Below are 24,906 nucleotides of genomic sequence, written 5' to 3' on the forward strand. Positions count from 1 at the left end.
ACGGGCGGCGGTCCGACGTCTATCGGGTGCGTCCGGTCAGGACTTGTTCACCACGGGCGGGAGCATGTCGCCGATGAACTCGGCCGCTTCCTCCATGTTGCCGAACATCACGGTCCGATCGTCCATGTGGATCATCTTCCCGTAGTGCGTCGACATGTTCTCCTCGAATTCCGCGGCGTCGTAGAAGCCTTCCTCCTCACCGAGCGCCTCGGAAATCTCGTCGTACACGAAGTCCATCCGGCCCACGCAGTCCACGCGGATCATCGCGGGGAGGTGGGTGACGGTGACGTTCTCCTGACGGTCCATCACCTCGGCGACGACCACCCCGATCTGGTTGTTCATCAGGGTCACGCCGGCCATGCCGGACTCGGTCTTGTCCGCCTTGAACGGACTCTCGGCGGCTTTGAACTGGGTCACTGGGAGAGCTCCTTCGGGGCGTCGAGGCCGAGATCGGAGAGAATCCCGGCGAAACGGTTCTTCGCACGGTCGAGGGAGTCCTCGAAGCGGGGCGGCTTGGCGTCGGGCTGCGACCACAGCGGCTGGAGCTGGCGCGCCGCGTCGAGGCACTGCGGCACCCAGTGCGAGAGCCAGCCCTGCATGATCTGCTTGTTGTGGTCGGCGAACTCCTTGTCCTGGGTCAGCAGGCCCATGCAGGCCTGCGTCCAGCGGAGGTCGCGCTGGGCGAAGTCGTACTCGCCGGCGCCCATGACGGTCGGGGTGACGTAGTCGCCGTTGCCCGGGGCCGCCTGCTGCACGAGGTTCGAGCGGAAGAGCTCACCGAGCAGCGGCTCGAACACGATGTTCGTGCCGAAGATCATCTCGCCCCAGTCGTCGTCGACCGCGGTGAGCGCCTCGGCGACCTTGCGCACGCCCTGCCACTCGGCGTCGTTGTTCCACGCGTCGAGGTGCGCGGCGCCGTCGAAGCCCTCGATCTCCTCGGTGAGGGTGAGGTTGTAGAGCGCGAGGTCCTGCGCGAAGCGGATCTTGTGCTCGCTGTTCACCGCCATCGCGGTGTTGTGCATGTTCGTCGGCCCGGAACGGTTGCAGGCCGCGAAGATGTAGAGCCCGAAGATGTGCTCGATGTGCATCCACGCACCGACGTGCCGCTCGACGAAGCGCACCCAGTTCTGGGTCCACTGGTCGAAGGCCTTCGCGTTGCGGGCGTTCTCGACGTTCTGACCGATCTGGCGCTCGACGTTCGCGTTGTAGCGGAACATCGTGAGTTCCCATTCCTCATTGGGATCCCGGAACTCGTGCCAGCCGTGGGCGGGCCAGTCCTGCACCGGCTTGCCGCCGGAGCCGGGGCCACGTTCGGGCTCGGGGTTGTCGACGCCCCACGCCTTGAGCTTCGTCCAGTCGAGCGGGTAGCCGCGCGAACCGTCCGCGAAGCCGTAGATCCAGCCCTGGGTGAGGTAGTGCCGCGGGTCGGGCTGGACCTCGACGGTCACGTCCTCGTAGTGGGTCTGCTTGCGCTTCGCGGGCTTGTAGTAGTTGTAGCGCCGCGCCGAGGGTCCGGAGTCGGGGAACTCTTTCGCCCCGGCCTCCGCATCGGTGAATGTCGGCTTCGGAACGCTTCTCGCGCTGTTCTCGGTGGTGGTCATGTGTCGCCCTACTCCTCCGGCTCTCCGGTCGTGGTGAACTTGTCAAAGAAGATGTTGCGTTCGTCGACCCCGCGTTGGTTCAGCAGTGCGATCGCCGCGTCCACCATCGGCGGCGGCCCGCACACATAGGCATCCCTCCCCTTCAGATCGGATTCCTGCGCCCGGACGGCCTCGGTGACGAGGCCGGTCAGGCCGTCCCACCCGTCGCCCTCGTGATCGGAGAGGACCGGGATGTACCGGAAGCCCGGGAGCCGGGTCTCGAGCTCGCGCAGTTCGTCGGTGAAGCAGAGGTCGTCCTTCGTGCGCGCGCCGTAGTAGAGCGTCGCCTTCCGCCCGGTGTCCTTCTCCGCGAGCGAGCGCAGCAGGCCGAGCAGGGGCGCCATGCCGGCGCCGCCACCGACGAAGACGATGTCCGAGGTGCGGTTCTCGCGCAGGGTGCAGGTGCCGAACGGCGCCTCCACCTCGAGCTTGTCGCCCGCCTGCACGTCGTTCTTCAGGAACTGCGAGAACAAACCGTCGGGGTAGATCTTGATGACGAACTCGAACCGGCCTTCGCGGTTCGGGGTGTTCGCCATCGAGAAGGACCGGCTCTCACCGGAGTCCGGGAGGATGAAGTCCATGTACTGGCCGGGGAAGAACTTGATGTCCTCGCCGGCGACCTGCTGGACGACCAGGTGCCGCATGTCGTGCGTGACGGGCTCGTTCGAGATGACCTCGACCGTGCCCTTGCGCACCGGCAGGCCGGACCGCAGGACCTCCTCGTCGTAGTTGAGGAGCTCGATGGTCAGGTCGGCGTACGCGTGGGCGCGGCAGAGGAGTGTCTGCCCCTCCTCGCGCTCCATGTCGGGCAGGGCGAAGGTCGAGTAGCGGTCGAGCTCGATCTCGTCCATGTCGCCCTCGAGGACGAAGGACTTGCACGCGGCGCACTGGCCCTCCTTGCACCCGTGCATGAGCTGGACACCCTGTTCGAACGCGGCGCGCAGGATCGTCTGGTCCTCGTCGACCTCGATCTCGATGCCCACCGGTTCGAATCGGACGAGGTGCTTGTCACCCATCGAATGAACTCCCGTTGGAGAAGGGTTTTCGGACACAGCACGGCCCGGGGAACAATTGCGGGAGAAAGAAGAAACTGCCGGATCGGAGCGACACACGGTCCGGCGGAGGCCGCGGGGGCCGGGATCACCGGCCCCCGCGGGTCACTGCACGTCCGGGACGATCAGGACGTCGAGCCGGCCGGACGGCCGGCCGGGCCCTGGGCGTTGTAGTCCGCCACGAACGCCTCGCGCTCCGAGTCGCTCATCTCGTTGAGGATGACGTTCGGGCTGGCCACGTGCGGCATGCGCCGCATGTGGTCGAGGGTCCACATCTTCTTCGGGTCGAGGTCCAGGTGCGGCTGCGCCGTGAGCGTCTTGCCGTCGTCACGCACGAAGCCCATGTCCTGGATGACGTCGGCCCAGTTCCAGCCGTGGTAGAGCGTCTCCCACTCGCGGTGACCGACGAGCTTGCCCATGTTGGGCGTGTCGCGGCCCTCGTAGGTGGGCCGGAACGCCACGGCGTCGGTCCAGCGGCAGGCCTCGTGGCAGTAGGTCCGCCACTGGCCGTCCACCTTGTCGACGACCATGTCCTCACGCACCAGGCACGGGACCATGCAGGTCCAGCAGCGGTGCGGGTACACGTAGTCGACGTCCTCGGCGACGATCGCGTGGTGGCCGTTCGGCCGCGAGAGCCGGTTGTAGTTCTCCCACCACTTGCCGTACCGGTCGTACCAGCCCGGGTACTTGTACTCGAACCACTCGAAGTCCTCGTCGGTCATGCTGTCGATGCGCCAGTAGTTGGCGACCCAACCGGTGGCGAAGAACTGCGCGACCTCGTGGACGTAGCCCTTGTTCCAGATCTGGTTCCACGACTCCTCGATGAGGTCGTGGGGGATCACCAGGCCGTACTTCTCGAGCGGCAGCAGGTAGGCACGGTAGTAGTCGTCGTAGATCCACCGACGCCACATCTCCGCGTAGGACTCGCGGTCCTTGCGGCGGTCCTTCGTGCCGTACTCGATGAACGTGCCGATCGCGGCGTCCACGACGCGGTGGTTGTTCCACCACGCGTAGCGCAGGTCGCGCTCGAGCAGCTGGCGGTTGTCCTCGTCCGACAGCGCCATGAGCAGCGTGGCGTAGCCGTTCGAGATGTGGCGCGACTCGTCGGACTGGACCGAGTGGAACACCGTCGGCAGCAGGTAGTCACCGTTGGCCGCCGCCTCACCGGGCATCGCCACGAACAGGGTGTTCGTGAACGCCGTCTCGGCGACGATCGTCAGGTAGATGCTGGCCGCGGTGATCGCGTCACCGGTGATGAAGCCCTCGGCGAACTGGCGGCCGATGGTGCCGCAGTAGTCCGAGTGGAAGTTCCGGAGGGTGTTGTTGAAGCCCGCCGGGTCGATGTAGTTGTTCATGTACAGGCGCTTGAGGTTCTGCTGGATCGTCGAGTGCCTGACCTCGTCGATCATCTGGATCGCCTGGCCGTTGTGCAGCTCCGGGTTCGGGACCGCCTGGAACAGCATCGGCATCGAGCGCGCCGCCGAGATCTCGGGCAGCGGGATGATCGACAGGAAGAGCTTCTGCCACTCCAGCCAGCGCTCCTGCACCTGGCGGAACATGTTGCCGCGGATCGCGCCGTCGGACGCGCCGTAGACGCGGTTGTCCTTCTCCTCCTGCATGGGGAAGTAGGACCGGAGGACCTGCTTCAGCGGGTCCTTCTTCGCGGCCTTGCGGAAGGTGTAGTCCGTGCCGTATTTCATGTACGGCTCGTGGTACTGCGGCTCCCAGGAGAGTTCCTGGATTTTCTGGTGAGCCTTCGCCAAGCTCTGACGGCTCATGCTTTCCTCCTCGGAAAGTGCCTGATGAGTGTGCTGTCGGTCGTGCGGGTGGACCGCGGTGCGGCCCCGGTGACTACGCCGGCCTCACCTCCTCGTCGTCGGAGCGGTCGGCCGCGACCCGGGCCCGCCACTCGCGCATCGCGGTGGCGGCCACCTCCCGGACCGCGGTGGTCAGGGCGTCGCCGTCCTGGGCGAACCGCCGGGCGGGGCTCGAGACCGCGATGCTCGCGGCGACCCGTCCGTCGGGGGCGACGATCGGGGCGCCGACGCAGCAGAAGCCCTCGGCGAACTCCTCGCGGTCGACGGCGACGCCGTCGCGGCGCACCCGGGCGAACTCGCGCTCGAGCCCGGGCGTCGTCGTGATCGTGGTCGCGGTGAACGCCGTGCGGTGCGGCTGCGCGAGCAGCAGCTCCTCGATCTCCGCGGACGTCGCGACCAGCGCCTTCGTCACCGCGAGGGCGTGGGCCTGCGCGACCGGGATGCGCTCGCGCAGGTCCGGGATGCGCGCCAGGCCCTGGTGGCCGCGGGCGTCGACGATCACGGTGGCGTCGCCGTCCCACCGGGCGAGGTAGGAGCGCTGCCGCGTGCGCCAGTAGAGCTCGGTGACCGCGTCGGCCAGGCTCTCGGGCAGCTCGTAGCGGCTCACCGGGTCGTCCTCGCGGCGCAGCGGGCGGAGCCCCTCGGCCGGCGTGGCGACGGCGGTCGGTGCCGCCTCGTCGGCGGCGGCATCGTCGGCGTCGTCGGTGACGCCCCAGGGGCCACCCCACGGCGGGACGTCGGTGAGGCGGTAGACCCCGGTGTGGCCGTCGCGGCGGGCGTAGCCCTCCTGGCAGAGGGTGTTGAGCAGGTACCGCGCGGTCGCGGAGCTCTTGCCGATCTCGAGGGCGAGGCCCTCGGCGGTCACGCCGTCGCGGGCCGCGGCGAGGTAGTGCAGCGAGGCGAGCGCCTCGGCGGCGGTCTTGAGGGACCGCCCACCGGCCTTGGCCTGGTCCGACATCGCCCCTCCTCTCCGTCGACGGCTCGAGCGACCCCCGGACCCGAGCGACCCGGAGGGCGGGCCCGGTGGTGGTGGGGCCCGTGGTGGCCTCGCCGGAGCGGTGCTCCTCGGCGAGACGTGGGTCACTGAACGCGCCGCGGACCCGTGTGGTCAACATCACCGTTTGGATGTGCAGATGCTGCACATCGCCGTCGAACCCTCCCGAACGACCGTTCGTCGCTGGTCAGCGTGGTGTAGCGGGCGGACGAGTGGGTACTCCTAGCGTTTGCTGTCTCAGACGGAGACACTGTGGGAGCGAGATCCACTCGGTTCCTGCACCGCTCGGCGGAGTCGATCCGAGCCCGCCCGGCACCCCGTCCCGAAGTGCACACCAGACAGGTCCGGGGCCCGTCGGCCCTGCCTCACGTCACCGTCGCGGGCCGGCCCGGCGGGAGCCGCGCACCCGACCCGGGCCCACCCGCCGTCGGGACGACCTCCCGGCCCGCACCCGGGCGGGATCAGGACCTACTCGTGCTCCGGGAGCACCGGGACCGAGATACCGGGGTCCTTCCCGAGCTGGGTGGCGCGGCCGACCGCGGCGGAGCCGAACCGGGCCCGGACGGCGTCGAGCGCGGAGTCCAGGGCGGCCGCGTCGCGCTCGGGTGCTCCGCCGGCCAGTGCGGCGTGGGGGTCGTCGCGCTCGTCGAGGGGCAGCTCGAGCTGCTCGCGGCCGTCACGGTCGAGGTTGGCCAGGGAGAGCCCGATCAGGGTGATGCCGCGCTGCAGGATCATCGACATCGACTCGGCCAGCAGCTCGCGGGCGGCGGCGTCGAGCGGGGCGGTGCGGTCGGTCGCGGTGCGCAGCGTGTGGGAGCGGGTCGCGCGGGTGAAGTCGCCGAAACGCAGCCGGAGCACCACGGTCCGGCAGGTCCGGTCACCCTCGCGGAGGCGGCGGGCGAGCCGGTCGACGATCCCGGCGAGGATGGTGTCCAGCTCCTCCGGGCTGCGACGGCGGTTGCCGAGCGCACGCTGGGAGCCGATCGAGCGGCGCGAGACCCCGGGGGTGACCCGCCGCGGGTCGGAGAACGTCGCGAGGGCGTGCAGGTGGTGCCCCGCGGCGGGCCCGAGCAGCGACACCAGGGCGGGCTCGCCGAGGTCGGCCACGTCGGCGACCGTGTGGATGCCCATCCCGTGCAGCTTCGTCGCGGTCACCCGCCCGACGCCCCAGAGCCGCTCGACCCGCAGCGGGTGCAGGAACTCGCGCTCGGCGTCGGGCTCGACGACGAGCAGCCCGTCGGGCTTGGCCACCCCGCTCGCGACCTTGGCCAGGAACTTCGTCCGCGCCACCCCGACCGTGATCGGCAGACCGACCTCGGCGAGCACCCGGCCGCGCAGGCGGGCGGCGATGTCCCGCGGGGTGCCGACCAGCCGGGCCAGCCCGCCGACCTCGAGGAACGCCTCGTCGACGGAGATGCCCTCCACGAGCGGCGTCGTGTCGCGGAAGATCGCGAACACGTCCTTCGACGCCGCCGAGTACGCCTCCATCCGCGGCGGGACGACGACGGCCTCCGGACACAGCGCCCGCGCCTGCCGCCCGTTCATCGCGGTCCGCACCCCGGCCCGCTTCGCCTCGTAGCTGCAGGCCAGGACCACGCCGCCGCCGACGAGGACGGGGCGTCCGCGCAGGTCGGGGTCGTCGCGCTGCTCCACCGAGGCGTAGAAGGCGTCGAGGTCGGCGTGCAGGATCGTCGCGGCGGAGGACGACCCCCCGCTCCCGACGCGCGCGTCCGACACGAGGTCCAGTGTGCCCCGGCGGGGCACAATGTCCTGATGTGACGACCCGCCTGCAGGCCGGCCGGGAGTACCCCCACCCCGTCGCCGCCTTCGCCCGCGCCCTCGCCGACCCGGACTTCCACCGGGCCCGGCTCGACGCGGGCGGCGGGGGCGAGGTGGAGCGCCACGAGGTGCACGGCTCGCGCCTGGAGGTGGTGGTCCGCCAGCCCGTCCCGACGGGGCAGGTGCCGCCCGCCATCGGACGGCTGCTGACGGGTGGGCTGGTGCTGCGCCGCACGGAGCGGTGGCGGTTGTCCGACGACCGGTGCGAGGGCACGGTCGAGGTGAGCGTGCCCCGGGCGCCGGTCCGGGCGGAGGGGACGATGTCGGTGGACGGCGCGGGGGCCGGCGGGTGCGTGCTCGACGTGGACGTCGACGTCACGGTGACGATCCCGTTCGCGGGCGCGCTCATCGAGGGCGCGGTGGTCGACGGGGTGCGGCAGCTGACGCGGGTCGAGCACGACAACATCACCCGCTGGCTCGACGGGAAGGACGTCTGATGCCGGCCCGGCGCAACCGTCTCGGCCGCGGGGACAAGGTCGTCGTCATCTCGCCCTACGGCAGCCGGCTCGGCACCTACGACCTGGAGACCGGCGAGGTCAGCGACGTGCCGCCCGCCTTCCGTGCCACGTTCGTCGCCGAGCTCGACGAGTGGCTCGCCGCCCACGGGCTCGACCCCTTCCCGGGCTTCGGGGAGAACGGTGCGACGGTCCGGCCGCCGAGCCGACGACGGCGGATGCGCGACACGTTGAGCTTCCAGCGCCCGCGCGACGTCGGGGAGCCGGAGCCCGCACGCGACCCCGAGCCGACCCGCCGTCGGGAACCCGCGGCCCTGGAGGCGGGCGTCCCGACGCCCGCCGGTGGCTGGTCGGCGGACTCCGCCGACGGGTACCGCTACGAGGCGTTCGACGACGGCGGGCCCCGCGCGGCCGGCCACGAGCGCACCCGGGAACGGCTCGGCGACGACTGGGTCGATCTCGCCCGGTTCACCCCCGACCACGGCCTGGCCCGCCGGGCCGCGGAGGCCCGTCGGCAGGGTCGCCGGGAGGAGGACACCGCGCTGCGGCAGCGGGCGGACGCCCGCCTGGAGGTGGCGCAGGCGCTGAGCCGCGAGCTGGCCGCGCCCGTGTCGACGCGGCTCGGACGCACGGTGCGGTGGCGGATGCTGCACGGGATCGACCTGGTCGTCGGCCACGAGACCGTCGTCCTCGACCACCTCGTGATCTGCCCGGGCGGCGTGTTCGTGCTCGAGGACCGCCCGCAGCCCGGCAGCAAGGTGCACGCCTCCGCCGACGGGCTCGAGGTCGACGGGCAGCACGTCGACCTCGCCCGCATCCGCACCCTCGCCGAGGAGGTCGCCGACCGGCTCGCCGAGGGGATCGCGCTCGCCGCGGGCTTCCAGGAGGTGCTGAACCCGCCACCGGTGCTCCCCGTGGTCGTGGTCGTCGGCGCGACGATCGTCAACCACAGCCGCCCCCGCGGGGTCATCATCACCCGCGCCGGCGACCTCGGACGGGCGCTGCGCAGCCGCGGCGACCGGCTCACGGCGGCCGCGGTCGAGGAGACGTTCGCGGTGGCCCGCCGGTCGGACACATGGACGTCGTGACCCCCGAGCTCACCGACCTCCTCGACATCCGCACCGTCTGGGCCGAACCGGCCGCCCTCGCGTCCATGCGCGGCCAGGAGGTGCTCGCGCGGTTCCCGGACGCCGAGGTCCGCGAGGTCGACTCGCACTGGGCGATCCCCGACCTGCACGGCAACGCCGGCCAGGTGTCGCGGTGGGTGCGGGTGAAAGCGGAGAACCTCGTGCTCGGCGAGAAGAAGACGCTCACCGTGCGGCCCAACGGGCGCTCGGCGGACTTCATCGCCCCGTCGTCGGCCAACGGCTGCGCGATGGCGTGCGCCTACTGCTACGTGCCGCGGCGCAAGGGCTACGCGAACCCGATCACGGTCTTCACCAACGTCGACGCGATCCTGCGCGCCGTCAGCCGCCACCTCGCCCGGACCGGCCGCAAGACCGAGCCGAACCAGTGCGACCCGGTCGACTGGGTCTACGACCTCGGCGAGAACTCCGACTGCTCGGTGGATGCGCTGGTCAGCGACGCCGTCGCCGACGCGATCGCGCACTTCCGCACCCTCGACGGCGCCAAGGCCTCGTTCGCGACGAAGTTCGTCAACCGGGGTCTGCTCGACCTCGACCCCCGCGGCTCGACCCGCGTGCGGTTCTCCCTCATGCCGCCCGAGGACGCGCGGCTGCTCGACCTGCGGACCTCGTCGATCGAGGAGCGCATCGGCGCGGTCGACGACTTCCTGGGCGCGGGGTACGAGGTCCACCTCAACTTCTCCCCCGTCGTCCTGCGGGAGGGCTGGCAGCGGCGCTGGGCGACCCTGCTCGACGAGCTCTCCGACCGCCTCTCGCCCGCGGCCCGCGCGCAGGCCGCCTGCGAGGTCATCCTGCTGACGCACAACGCGGGGCTGCACGAGGTCAACCTCGGCTGGCACCCGAAGGCCGAGGACGTCCTCTGGCGCCCCGAGGCCCAGGAGGCGAAGACGTCGCAGAACGGGCAGGAGAACGTGCGCTACCGCGTCGACGTGAAGCGGCGGGCCGTGGCCCGGATGCAGGAGCTGATCGCCGTGCACGCCCCCTGGCTGACGGTCCGGTATGCCTTCTGACGTGGTGGTCGACCGCCGCGCCCGCGGCGCCGTCATGGCGCTGTTCGCGGTCAACGGCGCGACCTACAACTCGCTCGTGCCGCGCTTCCCGGCGCTGCGCGACGGGCTGGGCCTCTCCAACGCCGAGCTCGGGGCCGCGATCGCGGCGTTCCCGGGTGCGGCGCTGCTGGTCGGGGTGCTCGCGGGTCCCCTGATCGCGCGCTTCGGCAGCGGGCGGGTCGCGGCGTCGGTCTCGCTGGTCGGCGCGCTGCTGCTGCCGCTCGTGGCGGTCGCGCCAGGCTGGTGGGCCCTCGCGGCTGCCCTGTTCGTGCTCGGGGTGACCGACGCCTGGACCGACGCGGCGATGAACGCGCAGGGCCTCGTCGTCCAGGAACGCTACGGCCGGTCGATCATCAACGGACTGCACGCGACGTGGAGCGTCGCCGCGGTCGGCGCCGGGCTCCTCGGCGCGGGCGCCGCGGGGCTCGGCGTGCCGATCGGGTGGCACCTCACGGCGGTCGCGGCGGTGCTCGTCGTGACCTCGGCGGTCGCGTGGATGTTCACCGTGCCGGACTCGGGGCCGTCGGAGGCCCACGACGGCGTGGGTGTGCGCTCGGTGCTCCGCTCCCGGCCGGCCGTGCTCGGCCTGCTCGCGATCGCCGGGCTGATGGTGTGCTCCGGCGCGGTCGAGGACTCGTCGGCCTCCTGGGGCGCGGTCTACCTGCGCGACGACCTCGGGGCGGGCGCCTTCGTCGCCGGCCTGCCCTTCGTCGCGTTCCAGGTGTTCATGACGGCGGGTCGCATCGGCGGCGACCGGGTGGTCGACCGGTTCGGGGCGGTGCGGGTCGCACGCCTCGGGGCGCTCGCCGCGTCGGTCGCGCTCGGCGTCGCGCTGCTGGTGGCGCACCCGGTCGCGGCGGTCGTCGGGTGGGCGGTCGCGGGGCTCGGGGTGGCCACCCTGTTCCCCCTCGCCTTCGCCGCGGCCGGCACCGTCCCCGGGGTGCGACCCGGCGACGGGATCGCGGTCGTCGGCTTCCTCGCCCGGCTCGGCTTCCTCGTGACCCCGCCCGTGATCGGCGCGATCGCCGACGCCTCGTCGGTGGGGACGGGGCTGCTGCTCGTGCCGGTCGCCGCGGTGGGCGCGGCGGTGCTGGCGCGGTCGTTGCGGCCGCGGGGGACGTGATCGCCTCTTCCCGGTCTCTCCTGGTGGCAGGAAAGCGTCGTTGCTGTCATTCAGTGGCAGGTTCGCCGCATCGTCGCTGGTGGCGGGGTACCGTCCCGGTGCCGGCAATGCGTCACTGCTGGCAGTGAGTGCCAGCAGCGCCGCACCGTCGCGGCGTCCGGGACCGGCCACGGCAGACTCGACCCGTGACCCCCGACGAGGCCGCCGCCGTGCTCACCGCCGTCCCCGGCGATCTCGACGCGACGGTCGCGGACCTGCCGGGTGCACCGGGGCTGTACGCCTGGTGGACGGTCGAGCCGCTGGGCCTCGGCGGGGCGGTGCACGACGGCCGCGTGCTGCTCGACGTCGGCGCGGCCCGCATGCTGCGCAACCGCATCCGCCGTCAGGACCTCTACCGCACCGGCGTGTCCCGCCTCCGCCGCGTGCTCGCCGGGCTGCTGCTCGACGACCTGTCGCTCGCCCCCACCTGGGCCGCCGACGTCGTGCTGCCGAAGGCCGACGAGGAGCGGCTCTCGGCCTGGATGCGCGAGCGGCTGCTGCTCACGGCCCTTCCCGACGACGGGTCGGCGGACCTGCTCGGGCCGGTGGCGGCCGCGCTCGGGGAGACCGGGATGGCGTCGGACACCGCCGCCCGCGCCGAGGAGCGGTTCGTCGCCGCACCGGGCGCGAAGCCGGTCCGGCCCGCCGGCGAGGTGTTCCGCCGCCCCTGACGGTGTGGCGCTGCTGGCACTCAACGCATGCAGTGACGCATTGCTGTCACGGGGACGGCCTCCGACGATGCGCCGAACCTGCCACTGGACGACAGCAACGACGCTTTCCTGCCACGAGAGGATCAGGCGTGCCGCACACACCGCCGTGCGGCCGGCCGGGCCTCCAGGCGCTCGCCGGGGATGTCGCGGCCGCAGACCTCGCAGATGCCGTAGGTCCCCGCGTCGAGCCGGGCGAACGCCGCGTCGATCTCGGCCAGGTCGGTGCGGGCGCGGGCGAGCAGCGCCTGCGCCTGGGCGCGGTCGTAGGCGATCGTCTGGCCCTCGGGGTCGTGCTCGTCGTCGCCCGAGCTCGACGACGCGGTCTCGACGATGCTCGCGATCTGCGCCTCGAGCGCCGCGATGCGGGCCCGGGTCTCGTCCCGTGCGAGGCCGAGGTCGTCCGCGGCGCTCACCGGACGGTCGCCAACGCCCCGGGGACGAGCGTGATCGCCACCGACGTGTCCGCGGGCAGCGTGATCACCTCGCCGTCGAGCTGGAGCGGGAGCTCGCCGATCGTGCGGAAGCGCAGGTGCCGGGCGCTCGGCTGCCAGCCCAGCCCCTTCCAGGCGGCGCGGATGCCGGTGAACAGCAGGCGGACGCGGCCACGGTGCGGGATCGACACGATCTCGAAGCGGCCGTCGGCCGGGTCGCCCTCGGAGAGCCGCGCGTACTTCGCCATCTCGGACAGGTTCGCGACGATCAGGCTGTCGTAGCGGTGCAGCCCGAGGTACTCCCCGACCCCCACCCCGTCGCGGGACTCGCCCTCGAACGCCTCCAGCTCGATCTCGAAGGGGCTGAAGCGCAGGAACTCCCGGAACGTCGTCACGAGCTCGCGCAGCGACCCCTTCCCACCCCGCTCGAGGGCGAGGGCGACCACGGGCGTGATGCCGAGCCCGATGTAGGAGTGCGCGTAGCGGGGTCGGCCCGACCCGACGGTCAGCCGCAGCACGTCGAGGTTCTCCACCGTGCCCTCGGCGATCGCCTCCGCGAGCGGGCGCTTGCGGGTGACGCGGCGGTGGTCGTTCGCGTTGCCCGCGGAGGTGACGGCGACGATCGTCCCGGTGCGCTCACCGTCCCCGCCGGCCATGGCACCGTCGACGACCTCGTTGTAGCCGCCGTCGCCGGACACCGACACGACCAGCGGCTTGTGGGTGCGGGCCGCGCTCTCGGCGATCGTGCGGGCGTGGCCCGCGTACTCGGTCGGGACGAGGTCGACCTGCAGCCCCGGCGTCAGCTCCCGCAGCTCGCGGGCGAGCGTGTGCGCCTTGCCCTCGCCGCCGCCGGTGCTGTTCGGGTTGTAGACCAGCAGCACGCTGCGGAACGGCGGGGCGTCGGGGACCGGACCGGGCGCGGCGGACACGAAGCGGACAGTACCGCCGCGACCCGGCGCACGGCCGGACCGATGCCCTGGTCAGGGGGTGACGAGCTCGTTGCGGACCGCCTGGTCGACCACCTGCGCCCACGGCTGCGCCGGACGGCCCAGCAGCCGGGCGAGGTCGTCGCCGGGCGCGGCGAGCAGCCCCGCCGCCGCACCCCGGTCGCTGTCGGCGAGCACCGCGGCGAAGCCCTCGGGCACGCCGGCGCCGACGAGGGCCGCGGTGAGGTCGGCGACGGAGAGGTCGGTGTAGCTCACGTCGCGCCCCGCGGCCCGCCCGATCCCGGCAGCGAGCTCCGCGCGCGTGAAGCCGGGTCCGCCGAGCTCCAGCACCGCACCTGCCGTCGCGCCACCGGTCAGGGCGGCCGCCGCGGCGGCGGCGAGGTCGGCGCGGGTCGCGGCGTCGAACCGGCCGTCGCCGGACGCGCCGACCATCCCGTGCTCGACGGTGTCCGGCAGCGAGGCGAGGAAGTTCTCGAGGTACCAGCCGTTGCGCAGCAGCACGGTCGGCAGCCCGGCCGCGGCGAGCAGCCGCTCGGTCTCGGCGTGCTCGCCGGCCAGGATCATGTCCGAGTCCTGCGCGTGCAGGATGCTCGTGTAGGCGACGAGCTCCAGCCCGGGTACGGCGGCGAGGGCGTCCACGACGGCCCGGTGCTGCGGGATGCGCTGCCCGACCTCGCTGCCGGACACGAACAGCACCCGCGTCGCACCCTCGAACGCCACGGCGAGCGACGCCGGGTCGGTGTAGTCGGCGCGGCGCACGTCCACGCCGCGCGCGGCGAGGTCGTCGAGCGCCTCGACGCGGCGGCCGGTCGCGCGGACCCGGTCGGCGGGGACCGTCTCCAGCAGGGACTCGACGGCGAGACGACCCAGGGCCCCGGTGGCTCCGGTGATCACGTACACGGCTTCTCCTTCGAACGGTGGGGTCACCGCCCCGGCCAACCCGACCCGCCGTCCGTTACTTCCCGTCGGAGAGTCAGCACCTTGAAGTGCTGTAGGTACCCGGCAGATAGTGTCGAGGTGGACGCCGACGTGTTCGACCCGAACTGCCCCAGCCGCCAGGTCCTGGACCGGATCGGCGACCGCTGGAGCGTGCTGGTGGTCCTCACGCTCGCGGCCGGCACGCTGCGCCACGGCGAGATCGCCGCCCGGATCGGCGGGATCACGCCGAAGATGCTCACGCAGACGCTGCGCGCGCTGGAGCGCGACGGTCTCGTGGCGCGCACCGTGTACGCCGAGGTGCCGCCGCGGGTCGAGTACGCACTCACCGAGCTGGGGCACGACCTCGTCGGGTTGACCCGTCAGCTCGAGCGGTGGGCCGAGGCCCACATGCCCGACGTCGAGGCGGCGCGGGCCGCCTACGACGCGCGGGTCACCGCCTCGAGCAGGTAGTAGTCGGCGTAGACCATGCCGACGTCGACCTCGCTGTCCTGCGGCTTCCCGCCCACGGCGTGCGCGAGCAGCGCGGGACCGGCGGGCGCGACGTCCTGCGTCGCGAGCTCGTCGAGCGTCTCGAGCGCGGCCTGCCGGTAGCGCGCGTCGCCGGTCTGCGCCGCGAGGTCGAGCAGCCCGGAGGCGGCGACCGCCGCCGCGCTGGTGTCCCGCTCCTCGCCCGGGCGCGAGAAGTCCCACGGTGGCACGCGGGCACCGGGCGCGGTGTGCGCGAGCCACCAGTCGGCCGCCCGGCGCGCGGCGGCGAGCAGCTCCGGGTTCCCGGCCGCGCGGGCCTGCGCAGCGAATCCGTGGATCGCCCAGCCCTGCCCGCGGCTCCACGTCGAGTCCGCGTCCGCGCCCTGCCAGGTGTCGCGCCCGACCAGCGCGCCCGACGACGGGTCGAACACCGCCACGTGCGCGATGCTCCCGTCGGGCCGCATGTTCGTGGTGGACGCGGTGATCGCGTGCTGCGTGGCGAGGTCGGACCACCGCGGGTCGCCGCCCGGCAGGGCCGCCGCCCGGTCGAGCAGCGGCAGGTTCATCAGGGTGTCGACGATGACCGGGAAGCGCCACGAGCCGCGCTTGTCGTCGTCCCCGTCGGTGTCCCAGCTCTTGATGGCCTTCACCGTGGGCGAGTAGCGGGTGGCCAGCGAGCGGGCGGCGGTGACGACCTGCTCGGCCCCCTGCCCCGTCCGGTCGAGCTGTGCACCGAAGCTGTCCTCCACGACGAAGCCGAGGTCGTGGGTGTCGGTGCGCGTGACCTGGCCGGCGATCGGCGCGGTCCAGCGCTGCGCGCGGGCGACCCAGGCCGGGTCCTGCGTCAGCGTGTGCGCGAGCCACAGCTCGCCGGGGAAGAAGCCGGAGGTCCAGTCGTCGACCGGTTTCGTGGTCCAGGTCGTGGCGCCGCCCGCCACGGACCGCGGATAGCCCTGCGCGGGATCGAGCCGGTCGGCGCTCGCGGCGAGGCGTTCGTACGCCGTCGGGAGGATGCGCCGCACGGTCTCGGGCAACCCGGCCTGGGCCGCATCGACGCTGGTCGGAGACGCCGCGGACGCCGGCGCCGACGACGGCACCGGCCCCGACCCGGCGTCGGGAACGGACCCGCACCCGGCCAGCAGCACCCCCACCAGGACCACACCTGCCACACCCGTCACACGACGAGCCTGCCCCTCCCCGACCCCCATGCCGCGGCACCGTAGCCCGATCGAGCGATCGGCGGCAGGCCCGCCGACGCTCGCCGAGCGGTCCCCCGGCGCTGCGCGGAGGGGGCTCCGACCGCGCTGCGGGACCGCTCGGCGGTCGCGTCAGTGGCAGGCCTTCGCCTCGGAGGGGGGCAGGTCCAGCGCCGGGTTGCCGTCGAAGAAGCCGGACGGCCGGAGCATGAAGCCGATCGTCGACACCGGCATCACCGGCCAGTCCTCCGGACGCACCACGTGGTGGGCGCCGAACGTGTACCAGACGACGACGTCGGAGCCCTCGAGCGGACGGTCGCCGTCGAGGTAGTGCGGCAGGCCCGTCCCGACCGGCGCCTGCAGCGGGTAGTCGCCCGCGGCGAAGCGCTGCGCCGGGTCGTGCGCGGTGACCCAGACCGTGTGCTCGGTGAAGCCCGACCGCGGGGCGAACAGCGCCTCCGGCGAGTACATCGGCGGCACCGTCGAGCCGGGCATCAGGGCGTACGCGGTCGGCGCGCCGGTCGGCCCGGTCTCCGTGGCGCTCTCGATCTTCCAGAACCGCGCGCGCCCGGGCGCCGTGTCGCGGGCGCCCTCGGCCTCGGAGGTGATCGGGGTCCGCGTCGTCACCCAGGCGTTCCCGTGCGGGTTGGCCGGTCCGGGCGGGGAGGGCATCGAGTCGATCTCGGTGACGGTGTTGGCCGGACCGTCGACGGTCATGTCGAGGCGCACGCAGAAGAAGTGCTGGTGGTGCGGGCCGTAGAGGCCGGGGGCGACGAGCGTCCCGTGCTCGGGCACCGAGCCGACCGGGATCGCCCCGGTGGAGATCACGCCGGTCAGCTTGACCTCGTACTCGATCATCCCGTCGTTGTAGAGGTACCAGAAGTAGCCGTACTCGTAGTTCCCGACGGTGACGATCGAGGAGATGACGAGTCGACGCCGGCGGCGGACCTCGACCTCCTCGGTGCGGAAGTCGGTGTGCTTCCACGCGATCCCGGTGTCCTCCTCGTGCATGCAGACCGCGTTCGGGATGACGACGGCGCCGCCGTCCTGGTCGTTGACGATGCCGTCGAAGTACCGGATGTGGCCGACGCAGTCGCAGCCCAGCGTGAGCGGGTTGGCGAGCCAGCCGACGCCGTACTCGCCCTGGTCGAACACGTTCTTGAAGCGGTGCGTCGGGGCCGGGTCGCCGTAGGGCACGTACATCTCGGCGAGCGAGGCGCGGTGCAGGATCGGACGCCGGGTGCCGCGGTCGTCGTAGGAGACGTCGTGCAGGACGAGGCCCTCGCGCGGGGTGAAGCCGATCCGCAGGTGCCACTTCTGCCAGGACACGGCGTGCCCGTCGACGGTGAAGCTCGGGCCCTCGGGCTGCGTGATCTCGATGGGCCGCACGTCGTCGCGGATCGTCTCGACCCGCGGCACGTTCGCGGGGTCGTGGATCCAGGGCTGCTCGTAGTTGGCGGGCTGCGGGGGCAGGTCGACGATCCCGTGGTCCTCCACCTCGACGACCTCGCGGAGGTCCAGGTCCACCGTGACGACCAGCCCGTCGACCGGCCGCGCGTAGCCGTGCTCGCCGGGTGCGGAGCGCATCCAGGTCAGCGGCCGGACGATGCGGCGGGCCGTCGGGTCGTCCTCGGGGCCGGACCACGACGACGCCCACGGGTCGATCATCGCGAGGTCGAACCGCTCGATCCCGCGCCGCCGCATCGCCTCCTGCCAGCGGGGGTCGGCGCGCACGATCTCCTCGGTCGCGAAGAACTCCTCGGCCATCACCGGGGCCTGCACGCCGGGCCGCGCGCGCCAGTCGACGACCGTGCGGTCGCTCAGCGAGACGACGGCCTCGTAGAGCATCTTCTCCGCGCGCTCGTAGAGCACGATCTCGGCCTCGCGGGGCAGTCCGGGTCGAGCTCCGCCGCGCTCCCTCTCCCAGGAGGCGAGGTCGGCCTTCGACGGCTCGTGCAGGTGCACGAACACGAACCGCGCGGTGGGCTCGAGCCCCCGGGCGTCCTTGAGGATCGCCGAGGCCGCGGACACCTCGTCGGCGGTCAGCGGCTCGAGCGGATGCGTGACGGTGGTCTGCGGTTCGTCCAGCGCGGTCATCGGGCGACCTCCTGCGTGTCGAGCGGCACGGGCGAAATGTCCGAGTCCCGCGTACACGGCCGGAGGGCGGGGCCGCAAGGCCCGGGGCCTCCCGAGGCGGACCTACGGATCCTCGCCGGCCGCGACGCGCAGCAGCACGTCGGCGTGGCACGCCTCGTCGAGGCCGCACCAGCAGGCCAGGTCGTGGCCCGCCAGCTCCGCGCGGGCCTGCTCGACGAGCTCCGGGTGCTCGGTGAGCCAGCGCCGGTAGAGCGCGATCATCAGGTCGCGGTCGAGCGTGACCCGCTCGCCGCCCACCTCGACGGTCTCGCCGAGCTTGAACGGGTTCCCCCACGCCGACGGGCGCGCGACCGTGATGACGTCGTCCGGCTTGCGCCAGCCCTTGGCGCGGCTCAGCTTGACGCGGTCCGGCACGCGGCCCCCAGTCCCTCGAGGAGTCGGTCGACGTCGTCGTCGGAGGAGTAGGGCGCGAGCCCGATCCGCAGCCCGCCCGCGTCGCCGAGGCCGAGCCGCCGGGCCGGTTCGAGCGCGTAAAACGACCCGCTCGGCGCGAACACGCCCCGGTCGGCGAGCAGCGCCGACGCCTGCCGGTCGCCGCCCGGGACGCGGACGAGCAGCGTCGGCGTGCGGTGCCGCGCCCGGCTGAGCACCTCGACGGGCAACCCCGCGAGGCCCTCCTCGATCCGCCGCCGCAGCCGGTCCTCGTGCGCGTCCACCGCCGCCATCCCGACGACGAGGCGGTCCCGGCGGGTGCCCGCCCCACCCCCGAGGGAGGCCAGCACGTCGACCGCGGCCGTGGTGCCGGCGAGCAGCTCGTAGGGCAGCGTCCCGAGCTCGAGGCGCTCCGGCACGGCGTCGGTGGACGGCAGCAGCTTGTCCGGGCGCAGCGTCTCGAGGAACGCCGGGTCGGCCGCCAGCACCCCGCAGTGCGGGCCGAGGAACTTGTAGGGCGAGCACAGGAAGACGTCGGCGCCGATCTCCGCGACGTCGATCGACGCGTGGGCGGTCAGGTGCACGCCGTCCACCACGAACAGTGCGCCCGCCGCATGCACCCGCGCGGCGATCGCCGGGAGGTCCGGGCGGGTGCCGACGAGGTTCGACGCGCCGGTGACGGCGACGAGGCGTGTCCGGTCGGACAGGACCGTGGCCACGTCGTCGAGCTCGCAGGTGGCCGGGTCGAGGTCCAGCCACCGCACCGTCGCTCCGGCCCGCCCGGCCGCGATCACCCACGGTCGGACGTTCGCGTCGTGGTCGAGGCGGGTCACCACGACCTCGTCGCCCGGGCCCCAGCCGACGGCCAGGGTGCGGGCCAGCGACATGGTCAGCTCGGTCATCGAGCGACCGAAGACGATGCCGCCCGGGTCCGCGGCGAGGAGGTCGGCCATCGCCTGCCGCGCGGTCAGGACGACGAGCTCGGCGTTCCGGGCCGCGGCGTAGCCCGTGCCCCGGTTCGCGATCGGGGCGGTCAACGTGTCCGCGACCGCCCGCGCCACCTCGACCGGCACCTGCGAGCCGCCCGGCCCGTCGAAGTGCGCGTAGCCCGCGCCGAGGGCCGGGAACCGGGCGCGCAGGGCGTCGACGTCGTACGTGGGAGCCGGCACGCCGTCATCCTCGCGCGGGCGGCCCGCCGGGCGCTCACCCGATCCGGGGACCCCCGGGTTTCGAGGTAACGAATCATGACCACCCCGCGGATACACGTGCGACGAACGGCGCGAAGGTCGCGTCGAGCGGGAGCGGGGTGGTCGACATGGACGAGCGGCACGCGGGACAGACCCGGCCGGTCACGCAGCGCGCCCTCGCCGCCGTCCCCACGGAGGGCGAGCGCCCCCGCCCGCGCTGGCGCGAGGCCGTCGGCGCCGCCGTGCTGCTGTCGGTCGTCGACACGGTCCGCGAGCAGGAGAGCGCGGCCAGCGCGTAGCGCTGATCGGTAGCGGGAACAACCACCTCCGTCCGACCCGACGGAGGTCCATCATCAGCACGACGTCCGAGACCGGCACGAGCCGCGGCCTGCGGGGCCCGGCCGCCGCCGTCGTCGTCGCCCTCGCCTTCCTCGTCACCATGCTCGGCGCGACGCTGCCGACCCCGCTCTACCCGCTCTACGAACGCGAGCTCGGGTTCGGCCAGGTCGTGGTGACGCTGATCTTCGCCGTCTACGCCGTGGGCGTCGCGGCCGCGCTGGTCTTCTTCGGCCGCCTCTCCGACCAGCTCGGACGCCGGGCGGTGCTCCTGCCCGGCCTCGCGCTCGCCGCCGTGTCGAGCGCGGTCTTCCTCATCCCGGACAGCCTCACCGCGCTGTTCGTCGGCCGCGTCCTGTCCGGCCTGTCCGCCGGCATCTTCACCGCGACGGCCACCGCCACCCTGGTCGACCTCGCCCCCGAGGGACGGCAGGCCCGCTACAGCCTCGTGGCCGCCTGCGTGAACATGCTCGGCCTCGGGCTCGGTCCGGTGCTCGCCGGGGCGCTCGCCCAGTACGCGCCGCTTCCGCTGTTCCTGCCCTACGCCGTGCACATCGTGCTGGTGCTGCTCGTCGCGATCGGCGCCTACCTCGTCGCGGAACCGCTGGACACGACCGGGCGGACGGTCTCGTTCGCGCCCCAGAAGCTCGGCGTGCCCGCGGAGGTGCGCGGCGTCTTCGTCGGCGCCGCGATCGCGGGGTTCGCCGGGTTCGCCGTCCTGGGCCTGTTCACCGCGGTCTCGCCGGCGTTCCTCACGCAGGTCCTCCGCATCGAGAACCACTTCGTCAGCGGCCTCGTGGTGTTCACGCTGCTCGGCTTCTCCACGCTCGGCCAGATCGCCTCGTCCCGGCTCGCGCTGCGCCCGGCGCTGCTGACCGGCTGCGTCGGCCTCGTCGTCGGAATCCTCGTCGTGGGCCTGTCGATCGCGGTGGCGTCGCTGGGGGTGCTGCTCCTGGGCGCGGCGGTCGCCGGCGTCGGCCAGGGCATGTCGTTCCGCGCGGGCCTCGGCGCGGTCAACGCGGGCAGCCCGCCCGAGCGGCGCAGCGAGGTGGCGTCGAGCTTCTTCCTCGTGCTCTACGTCGCGATCTCCCTGCCGGTGATCGGCGAGGGCATCCTCTCGGCGGCCATCGGGCTCGTGACGGCGGGTGTCATCTTCTCCGTGGTCGTGGCTGTCCTGGCTGCGATCGCCTTCGCCGCCCTGCTGCGCGTGCGGATGACCTGAGCGTTCACGCGGCCGCGAGGACGCGTTCCGCGGTCGGACCGTCGCAGACGACCCGTCCGCGGAGCTCGCCGACGCTGCGCCGGGCGGACAGGGCGAGCAGCAGCGCCACGGCGTCCGCCTCGAGGACCTCGGACGGCCGGCGACCCGTCGTCGGGAACGAGCGGTCGATGACCGTCGGCCCGGCCGGACCCGACCGCACCACCACCCGCAGCGCCGCGGCCCGCGGCTCCGGGGTCCGCGCGAGCAGCCAGGGGATCCGCCCGACGACGAGCCGGCACGCCTGCACCGCGGCGGGGCCCGCCTCGTCGGCGTCGAGCTCGCGGTCGAGCGCGGCGAGCAGGTCGTGGGTGTGCAGGCACATGTCGAGGCACTGCGCGGCGAGCTCCTCGCCGTGCGGCGCGGCGTGGGTGAGCTGGTGGCCGGCGCGCGCGTGCGCCGTCGCGAGCGCCTCGCGCAGCCGGTCCGGGCCGAGGTAGTGCACGCCGCCGAGATGGACCACGAGGTCCGCCACGTCGGTGCCCCCGGAGTCGAGCGCGGCGCAGGCGCGGGCCCGGTCCGTGCGGGCCAGCGGGCGGTCCCAGTCCGCCGGGCCCAGGCCGTCGACGGTGTCCTCGGTGGTGTCCCAGAGCTCGAGCAGTGCCCGGGTCGCGTCGTCCATGGTCGCCCCCTGCCGGTCCGCGAGGACCCACCGTAAGTGACCTGGGCCACACCGGACAACGACCGGCCGCGCGCAACCGGAGCGCGCCTTGCCCCGTGGCCGCGGGGCGTGCTGTGGTCGGGGGCCCCGCCGACGAAGGAGTCCCGCGTGCCCGTGCGACGCCAGCTCCCCCGCTACCGCGACCTCAAGCCGCTGCTGCGGGTCCGACCCCCGCGGCTGGACCCGACCCGGCGCCGGCTGGAGTCCTCGTTCACCGTCGCGGATCTGCGCGAGGCGGCCCGCAAGCGGGCGCCGCGCGCGGTGTTCGACTACGTCGACGGGGCCGCCGAGCAGGAGATCGGGCTGCGCCGCGCACGGGACGCGTTCTCCCGGGTCGAGTTCTCGCCGCGGGTGCTGCGCGACGTCGGGTCCATCGACACCTCGACGACGATCCTCGGCGCGTCCGCGTCGATGCCCGTGATCCTGGGCCCGACCGGCTTCACGCGCATGGCCCACCACGACGGCGAGCGGGCGGTGGTCCGCGCCGCGGAGTCCGCCGGCGTGCCCTACGCGCTCTCCACCATGGGCACCACGTCGATCGAGGAGTTCCGCGACGAGGCGCCGCTCGCCCGGCACTGGTTCCAGCTCTACCTGTGGCGCGACCGCGACGCGTCGGGCGAGCTCGTCGAGCGGGCCCGCAAGGCCGGGTTCGACACGCTGGTCCTCACCGTCGACACCCCGGTGCCCGGCGCGCGGCTCCGCGACAACCACAACGGCCTGACGATCCCGCCGTCGCTCACCGCGAGGACCCTGGTCGACATGGCGCGGCACCCCGCGTGGTGGGCGAACCTACTGACCAGCGAGCCCCTGACGTTCGCCTCGCTGAACTCCTGGAACGGCACCGTCGCGGACATCGTCACGCACATGTTCGACCCGACCGCCGTCGCGAAGGACGTCACGTGGCTGCGCGAGCAGTGGCCCGGGCACCTCGTCGTCAAGGGCATCCAGCACGTCGACGACGCGAAGGCCGTCGTGGACCTCGGCGCCGACGGGATCGTCGTGTCCAACCACGGCGGCCGCCAGCTCGACCGGGCCCCGGTCCCGCTGGAGATCCTCCCCGACGTCGTCGCCGCCGTCGGCGACCGCACGAGCGTCTTCCTCGACACCGGCGTGCTGACCGGCGCCGACGTCGTCGCCGCCAAGGCGTTCGGCGCGCAGGCCGTGGTCCTCGGCCGCGCCTACATGTACGGCCTGATGGCCGGCGGCGAGGCGGGCGTGACGCGGATGCTCGACATCGTGCGCGCCGAGATGACGCGCACCCTCGCGCTCATGGGCGTGGAGCGGATGGACGACCTCGACCCGTCGCGGGTGCGGCTGCGGCCCGCCTGAGCCGGTCGGTGATCGACGACGGGGTGGGCGCCGACGTGTGGGTCGTGGCCGGGGCGCCGGGTGCGGGGAAGTCGACCGTGGCCGCCCGCCTGGCCCGCCGTCTCGACCCGCACCCGGCGCTGCTCGACAAGGACACGGTCTACGGCGGCTTCGTGGGCGCGACCCTCGCCGCTGCCGGTCGGCCCGACGGCGAGCGCGAGGGCCCCTGGTACGACGAGCACGTCAAGGTGCACGAGTACGGCGGCCTCACCGCCGCCGCCCGGGAGATCCGCGCGCACGGGTGTCCGGTGCTGCTCGTAGCTCCCTTCACCGGGCCGGTCCGGGACCCGGCACGGTGGTCGGCGTGGGTCGGGGAGCTGGGCGGGCCGCGCGTGCAGCTGGTGTGGGTGCGGATCGACCCGGCGACGTTGCGGCGACGGATCGAGGTGCGCGGTCGACCTCAGGACGCCGGGAAGCTCGCGGCGTGGGACGCGTTCGTCGCCCGCATGCGCCCGGACGTGCCGCCGCCGGTGCCGCACCTCGTCGTGGACACGGCCGGCGACGGCGTCGAGGGCATCGACGAGCAGCTCCGCCAGGCAGTTGATCACGCCGAGCGCGACACCTCGCGCCGCCGTGCTCGACGAGAAGCAGCCGGCCGGCGCGACCTCCGACGGACGCCGGGGCGCGCGGGTCGGCCCTAGCGTGTGCGGCGTGAACGCGTCCCGGGTCGGCGCCCTCCTGCGCGCGACGCAGCCGCTGTACGTCGTCGTCGAGCTCCTCGTCGCGGCGTTCGTCCCCGGGCCGTACTCCCTGGTGCGCAGCACGATCAGCGAGCTCGGGGTCGCCGCCGTCTCGCCCGGGCACGCGGTGATCAACGGGGCGTTCGTGCTGTTCGGGGCGACGTTGGCCCTCGGCGCGGTGCTGTCGCGCCTCGGGCGGACGGCCACCGTCCTCTGGGTGATCGCGGGGCTCTCCTCGATCGCGACCGGCCTCGCCCCGCTCGACACCGCCCCGGTGACCCACCTCGTCGTGTCGGCCCCGGTCTTCCTCGCCCAGCCGGTGGCCCTGCTGCTGACCGGGCTCGCCGCCCGCAGCCGGGTCGCCGCGGGTCTCGGGGTCCTGAGCACCGTCGCGAGCGCGATCTTCCTGCTCGGGGTGGTCCCCGAGGCCGGCGGGCTCCTCGAGCGCCTCGCCCTGTGGCCCGGCTACCTGGTGCTCGGGGTCCTCGGGGTGCGCACGCTCGCGAGGGCGTCGGCCGTGAGGGCCGGGTAGGCGTTCCCGACGGCGGGTGCGGTCACCAAATCCTGCAGGAACTGCGCCTGGGCCTCGACGTTCAGGGCCGCGAACCGGTCGGTGCGCACCGCCCGCCAGTCGTAGCCGGTGCGCGAGCACTGGGCGGCGATCGCGTCCACCACGTAGCGGGCCCCCAGCCGGTGGTACTGCCAGACGTGCACCGCCTCGTGGACGAGCAGTCCCGGATCCGTGCGGCCCTTGAGGTGGATCGCCGTGCCGAGCGTGACCGGGCGCCGGCTCAGCCCGAGCAGCCCGGCCCGGTCGGGGACGACGACGATCGTGTCGAGGTCCAGCCCGCCCGCGAAGACGGTGTCGAGCACGGACCGTTCGTCGCCGGTGAGCCCGCGCCGGGCGTGACCGCCGACGGCGTCACCCACGCGGAGCAACAGCCCGCCGACCGCATCACGCACCCGGGCAGTCTGACCCGAGGACCCCGTCACGCGGGAAGTTGAAAGTGACACACTGACCGGCGACGATGTCGACGTCGGCG

The 24,906-nt window shown here is 73.4% G+C and carries 26 protein-coding genes; 11 read left to right on the plus strand and 15 right to left on the minus strand.

Annotation, left to right across the window (positions count from 1 at the left end):
• Window positions 1-36: 36 nt before the first annotated feature.
• From mimD to dinB, 6 genes are all read right to left on the minus strand, one after another.
• Window positions 37-417, minus strand: coding sequence for a propane 2-monooxygenase effector subunit MimD (mimD, locus tag LN037_RS03130; protein WP_230749732.1), 381 nt, complete (start codon window positions 415-417; stop codon window positions 37-39).
• The gene (locus LN037_RS03135; protein ID WP_230749734.1) at window positions 414-1,601 is read right to left on the minus strand and encodes a ferritin family protein; all 1,188 of its coding nucleotides are present in this window, start codon (window positions 1,599-1,601) and stop codon (window positions 414-416) included. The genes mimD and LN037_RS03135 overlap by 4 nt, the downstream gene beginning before the upstream one ends.
• Window positions 1,602-1,609: 8 nt before the next feature.
• Entirely contained in the window at window positions 1,610-2,656 is a 1,047-nt protein-coding gene (locus tag LN037_RS03140) for an NADH:ubiquinone reductase (Na(+)-transporting) subunit F (protein WP_230749736.1), read from the minus strand.
• Window positions 2,657-2,817: 161 nt separating this feature from the next.
• Entirely contained in the window at window positions 2,818-4,470 is a 1,653-nt protein-coding gene (locus tag LN037_RS03145) for a ferritin family protein (RefSeq protein WP_230749738.1), read from the minus strand.
• A gap of 73 nt (window positions 4,471-4,543) precedes the next feature.
• A complete protein-coding gene (locus LN037_RS03150; protein WP_230749740.1) occupies window positions 4,544-5,467 on the minus strand; it encodes an IclR family transcriptional regulator in 924 nt (307 codons plus the stop codon).
• A gap of 504 nt (window positions 5,468-5,971) precedes the next feature.
• On the minus strand, window positions 5,972-7,240 hold the full coding sequence (gene dinB, locus LN037_RS03155; protein WP_230749743.1) for a DNA polymerase IV: 1,269 nt from the start codon (window positions 7,238-7,240) through the stop codon (window positions 5,972-5,974).
• Window positions 7,241-7,278: 38 nt separating this feature from the next.
• Here dinB and LN037_RS03160 point away from each other — a divergent pair, with 38 nt between their 5' ends.
• The 5 genes from LN037_RS03160 (at window position 7,279) to LN037_RS03180 (ending at window position 11,824) form a co-directional block, all read left to right on the plus strand.
• Complete coding sequence (locus LN037_RS03160; RefSeq protein WP_230749745.1) at window positions 7,279-7,779, plus strand: DUF2505 domain-containing protein; 501 nt, start codon at window positions 7,279-7,281, stop codon at window positions 7,777-7,779.
• Window positions 7,779-8,885, plus strand: a complete 1,107-nt coding sequence (locus LN037_RS03165) for a nuclease-related domain-containing protein (RefSeq protein WP_230749746.1) — start codon at window positions 7,779-7,781, stop codon at window positions 8,883-8,885. Before LN037_RS03160 ends, LN037_RS03165 begins: the two co-directional genes overlap by 1 nt.
• Window positions 8,873-9,952, plus strand: a complete 1,080-nt coding sequence (locus LN037_RS03170; RefSeq protein WP_230749748.1) for a spore photoproduct lyase family protein — start codon at window positions 8,873-8,875, stop codon at window positions 9,950-9,952. The genes LN037_RS03165 and LN037_RS03170 overlap by 13 nt, the downstream gene beginning before the upstream one ends.
• Window positions 9,942-11,114 carry an MFS transporter gene (locus tag LN037_RS03175; RefSeq protein ID WP_230749750.1) on the plus strand — a complete coding sequence of 391 codons (1,173 nt, stop codon included), beginning with the start codon at window positions 9,942-9,944 and terminating at the stop codon, window positions 11,112-11,114. Before LN037_RS03170 ends, LN037_RS03175 begins: the two co-directional genes overlap by 11 nt.
• 185 nt (window positions 11,115-11,299) lie before the next feature.
• The gene (locus LN037_RS03180; RefSeq protein WP_230749751.1) at window positions 11,300-11,824 is read left to right on the plus strand and encodes a hypothetical protein; all 525 of its coding nucleotides are present in this window, start codon (window positions 11,300-11,302) and stop codon (window positions 11,822-11,824) included.
• Between the two features lie 122 nt (window positions 11,825-11,946).
• Here LN037_RS03180 and LN037_RS33325 read toward each other — a convergent pair whose 3' ends face one another.
• From LN037_RS33325 to LN037_RS03195, 3 genes are read right to left on the minus strand one after another with little or no spacing between them, the layout of a single operon-like run.
• Window positions 11,947-12,276 (minus strand): TraR/DksA family transcriptional regulator, encoded by a 330-nt coding sequence (locus LN037_RS33325; protein ID WP_230749753.1) that lies wholly within the window; start codon window positions 12,274-12,276, stop codon window positions 11,947-11,949.
• Window positions 12,273-13,223, minus strand: a complete 951-nt coding sequence (locus LN037_RS03190) for a diacylglycerol/lipid kinase family protein (protein WP_230749754.1) — start codon at window positions 13,221-13,223, stop codon at window positions 12,273-12,275. The genes LN037_RS33325 and LN037_RS03190 overlap by 4 nt, the downstream gene beginning before the upstream one ends.
• Before the next feature lie 51 nt (window positions 13,224-13,274).
• Window positions 13,275-14,141, minus strand: coding sequence for an NmrA family NAD(P)-binding protein (locus tag LN037_RS03195; RefSeq protein ID WP_230749758.1), 867 nt, complete (start codon window positions 14,139-14,141; stop codon window positions 13,275-13,277).
• Between the two features lie 117 nt (window positions 14,142-14,258).
• Here LN037_RS03195 and LN037_RS03200 point away from each other — a divergent pair, with 117 nt between their 5' ends.
• Window positions 14,259-14,630, plus strand: a complete 372-nt coding sequence (locus LN037_RS03200; protein ID WP_230749760.1) for a winged helix-turn-helix transcriptional regulator — start codon at window positions 14,259-14,261, stop codon at window positions 14,628-14,630.
• On the opposite strand, the gene LN037_RS03205 is transcribed toward LN037_RS03200, so the two are convergent.
• The 4 genes from LN037_RS03205 to LN037_RS03220 all read right to left on the minus strand — a co-directional run bounded on the left by LN037_RS03205 (window position 14,597) and on the right by LN037_RS03220 (window position 19,542).
• Window positions 14,597-15,826 carry a glycoside hydrolase family 88 protein gene (locus tag LN037_RS03205; protein ID WP_230749762.1) on the minus strand — a complete coding sequence of 410 codons (1,230 nt, stop codon included), beginning with the start codon at window positions 15,824-15,826 and terminating at the stop codon, window positions 14,597-14,599. The two genes, LN037_RS03200 and LN037_RS03205, sit on opposite strands and share 34 nt — an antisense overlap.
• Before the next feature lie 150 nt (window positions 15,827-15,976).
• On the minus strand, window positions 15,977-17,941 hold the full coding sequence (locus LN037_RS03210) for a primary-amine oxidase (RefSeq protein ID WP_230749764.1): 1,965 nt from the start codon (window positions 17,939-17,941) through the stop codon (window positions 15,977-15,979).
• 102 nt (window positions 17,942-18,043) lie between these two features.
• Window positions 18,044-18,355 (minus strand): DUF4326 domain-containing protein, encoded by a 312-nt coding sequence (locus LN037_RS03215; protein ID WP_230749766.1) that lies wholly within the window; start codon window positions 18,353-18,355, stop codon window positions 18,044-18,046.
• A complete protein-coding gene (locus LN037_RS03220) occupies window positions 18,334-19,542 on the minus strand; it encodes a cysteine desulfurase-like protein (protein WP_230749768.1) in 1,209 nt (402 codons plus the stop codon). Before LN037_RS03220 ends, LN037_RS03215 begins: the two co-directional genes overlap by 22 nt.
• A gap of 146 nt (window positions 19,543-19,688) precedes the next feature.
• On the opposite strand from LN037_RS03220, the gene LN037_RS03225 reads away from it, so the two are divergent.
• Window positions 19,689-19,859, plus strand: a complete 171-nt coding sequence (locus LN037_RS03225; protein ID WP_230749769.1) for a hypothetical protein — start codon at window positions 19,689-19,691, stop codon at window positions 19,857-19,859.
• Between the two features lie 89 nt (window positions 19,860-19,948).
• On the plus strand, window positions 19,949-21,118 hold the full coding sequence (locus LN037_RS03230; protein ID WP_255693128.1) for an MFS transporter: 1,170 nt from the start codon (window positions 19,949-19,951) through the stop codon (window positions 21,116-21,118).
• A 4-nt stretch (window positions 21,119-21,122) separates the two neighbouring features.
• On the opposite strand, the gene LN037_RS03235 is transcribed toward LN037_RS03230, so the two are convergent.
• Window positions 21,123-21,776: a hypothetical protein gene (locus tag LN037_RS03235; RefSeq protein WP_230749773.1), complete on the minus strand. Its 654-nt coding sequence runs from the start codon at window positions 21,774-21,776 to the stop codon at window positions 21,123-21,125.
• 147 nt (window positions 21,777-21,923) lie between these two features.
• Between LN037_RS03235 and LN037_RS03240 the strand changes: the two genes are divergently transcribed.
• Genes LN037_RS03240 through LN037_RS03250 form a run of 3 tightly spaced genes read left to right on the plus strand, consistent with a single transcriptional unit; the run spans window position 21,924 to window position 24,395 of the window.
• Window positions 21,924-23,144 (plus strand): alpha-hydroxy acid oxidase, encoded by a 1,221-nt coding sequence (locus LN037_RS03240; RefSeq protein WP_230749774.1) that lies wholly within the window; start codon window positions 21,924-21,926, stop codon window positions 23,142-23,144.
• Between the two features lie 8 nt (window positions 23,145-23,152).
• On the plus strand, window positions 23,153-23,824 hold the full coding sequence (locus LN037_RS03245; RefSeq protein ID WP_230749776.1) for a P-loop nucleotide/nucleoside kinase family protein: 672 nt from the start codon (window positions 23,153-23,155) through the stop codon (window positions 23,822-23,824).
• 10 nt (window positions 23,825-23,834) lie between these two features.
• Window positions 23,835-24,395 carry a DUF998 domain-containing protein gene (locus LN037_RS03250; RefSeq protein WP_230749778.1) on the plus strand — a complete coding sequence of 187 codons (561 nt, stop codon included), beginning with the start codon at window positions 23,835-23,837 and terminating at the stop codon, window positions 24,393-24,395.
• On the opposite strand, the gene LN037_RS03255 is transcribed toward LN037_RS03250, so the two are convergent.
• The gene (locus LN037_RS03255; protein WP_230749780.1) at window positions 24,329-24,826 is read right to left on the minus strand and encodes a hypothetical protein; all 498 of its coding nucleotides are present in this window, start codon (window positions 24,824-24,826) and stop codon (window positions 24,329-24,331) included. The genes LN037_RS03250 and LN037_RS03255 overlap by 67 nt on opposite strands.
• Window positions 24,827-24,906: the final 80 nt, after the last annotated feature.

It is taken from the genome of Actinomycetospora soli (assembly GCF_021026295.1).
Classification (GTDB): Bacteria; Actinomycetota; Actinomycetes; order Mycobacteriales; family Pseudonocardiaceae; genus Actinomycetospora; species Actinomycetospora soli.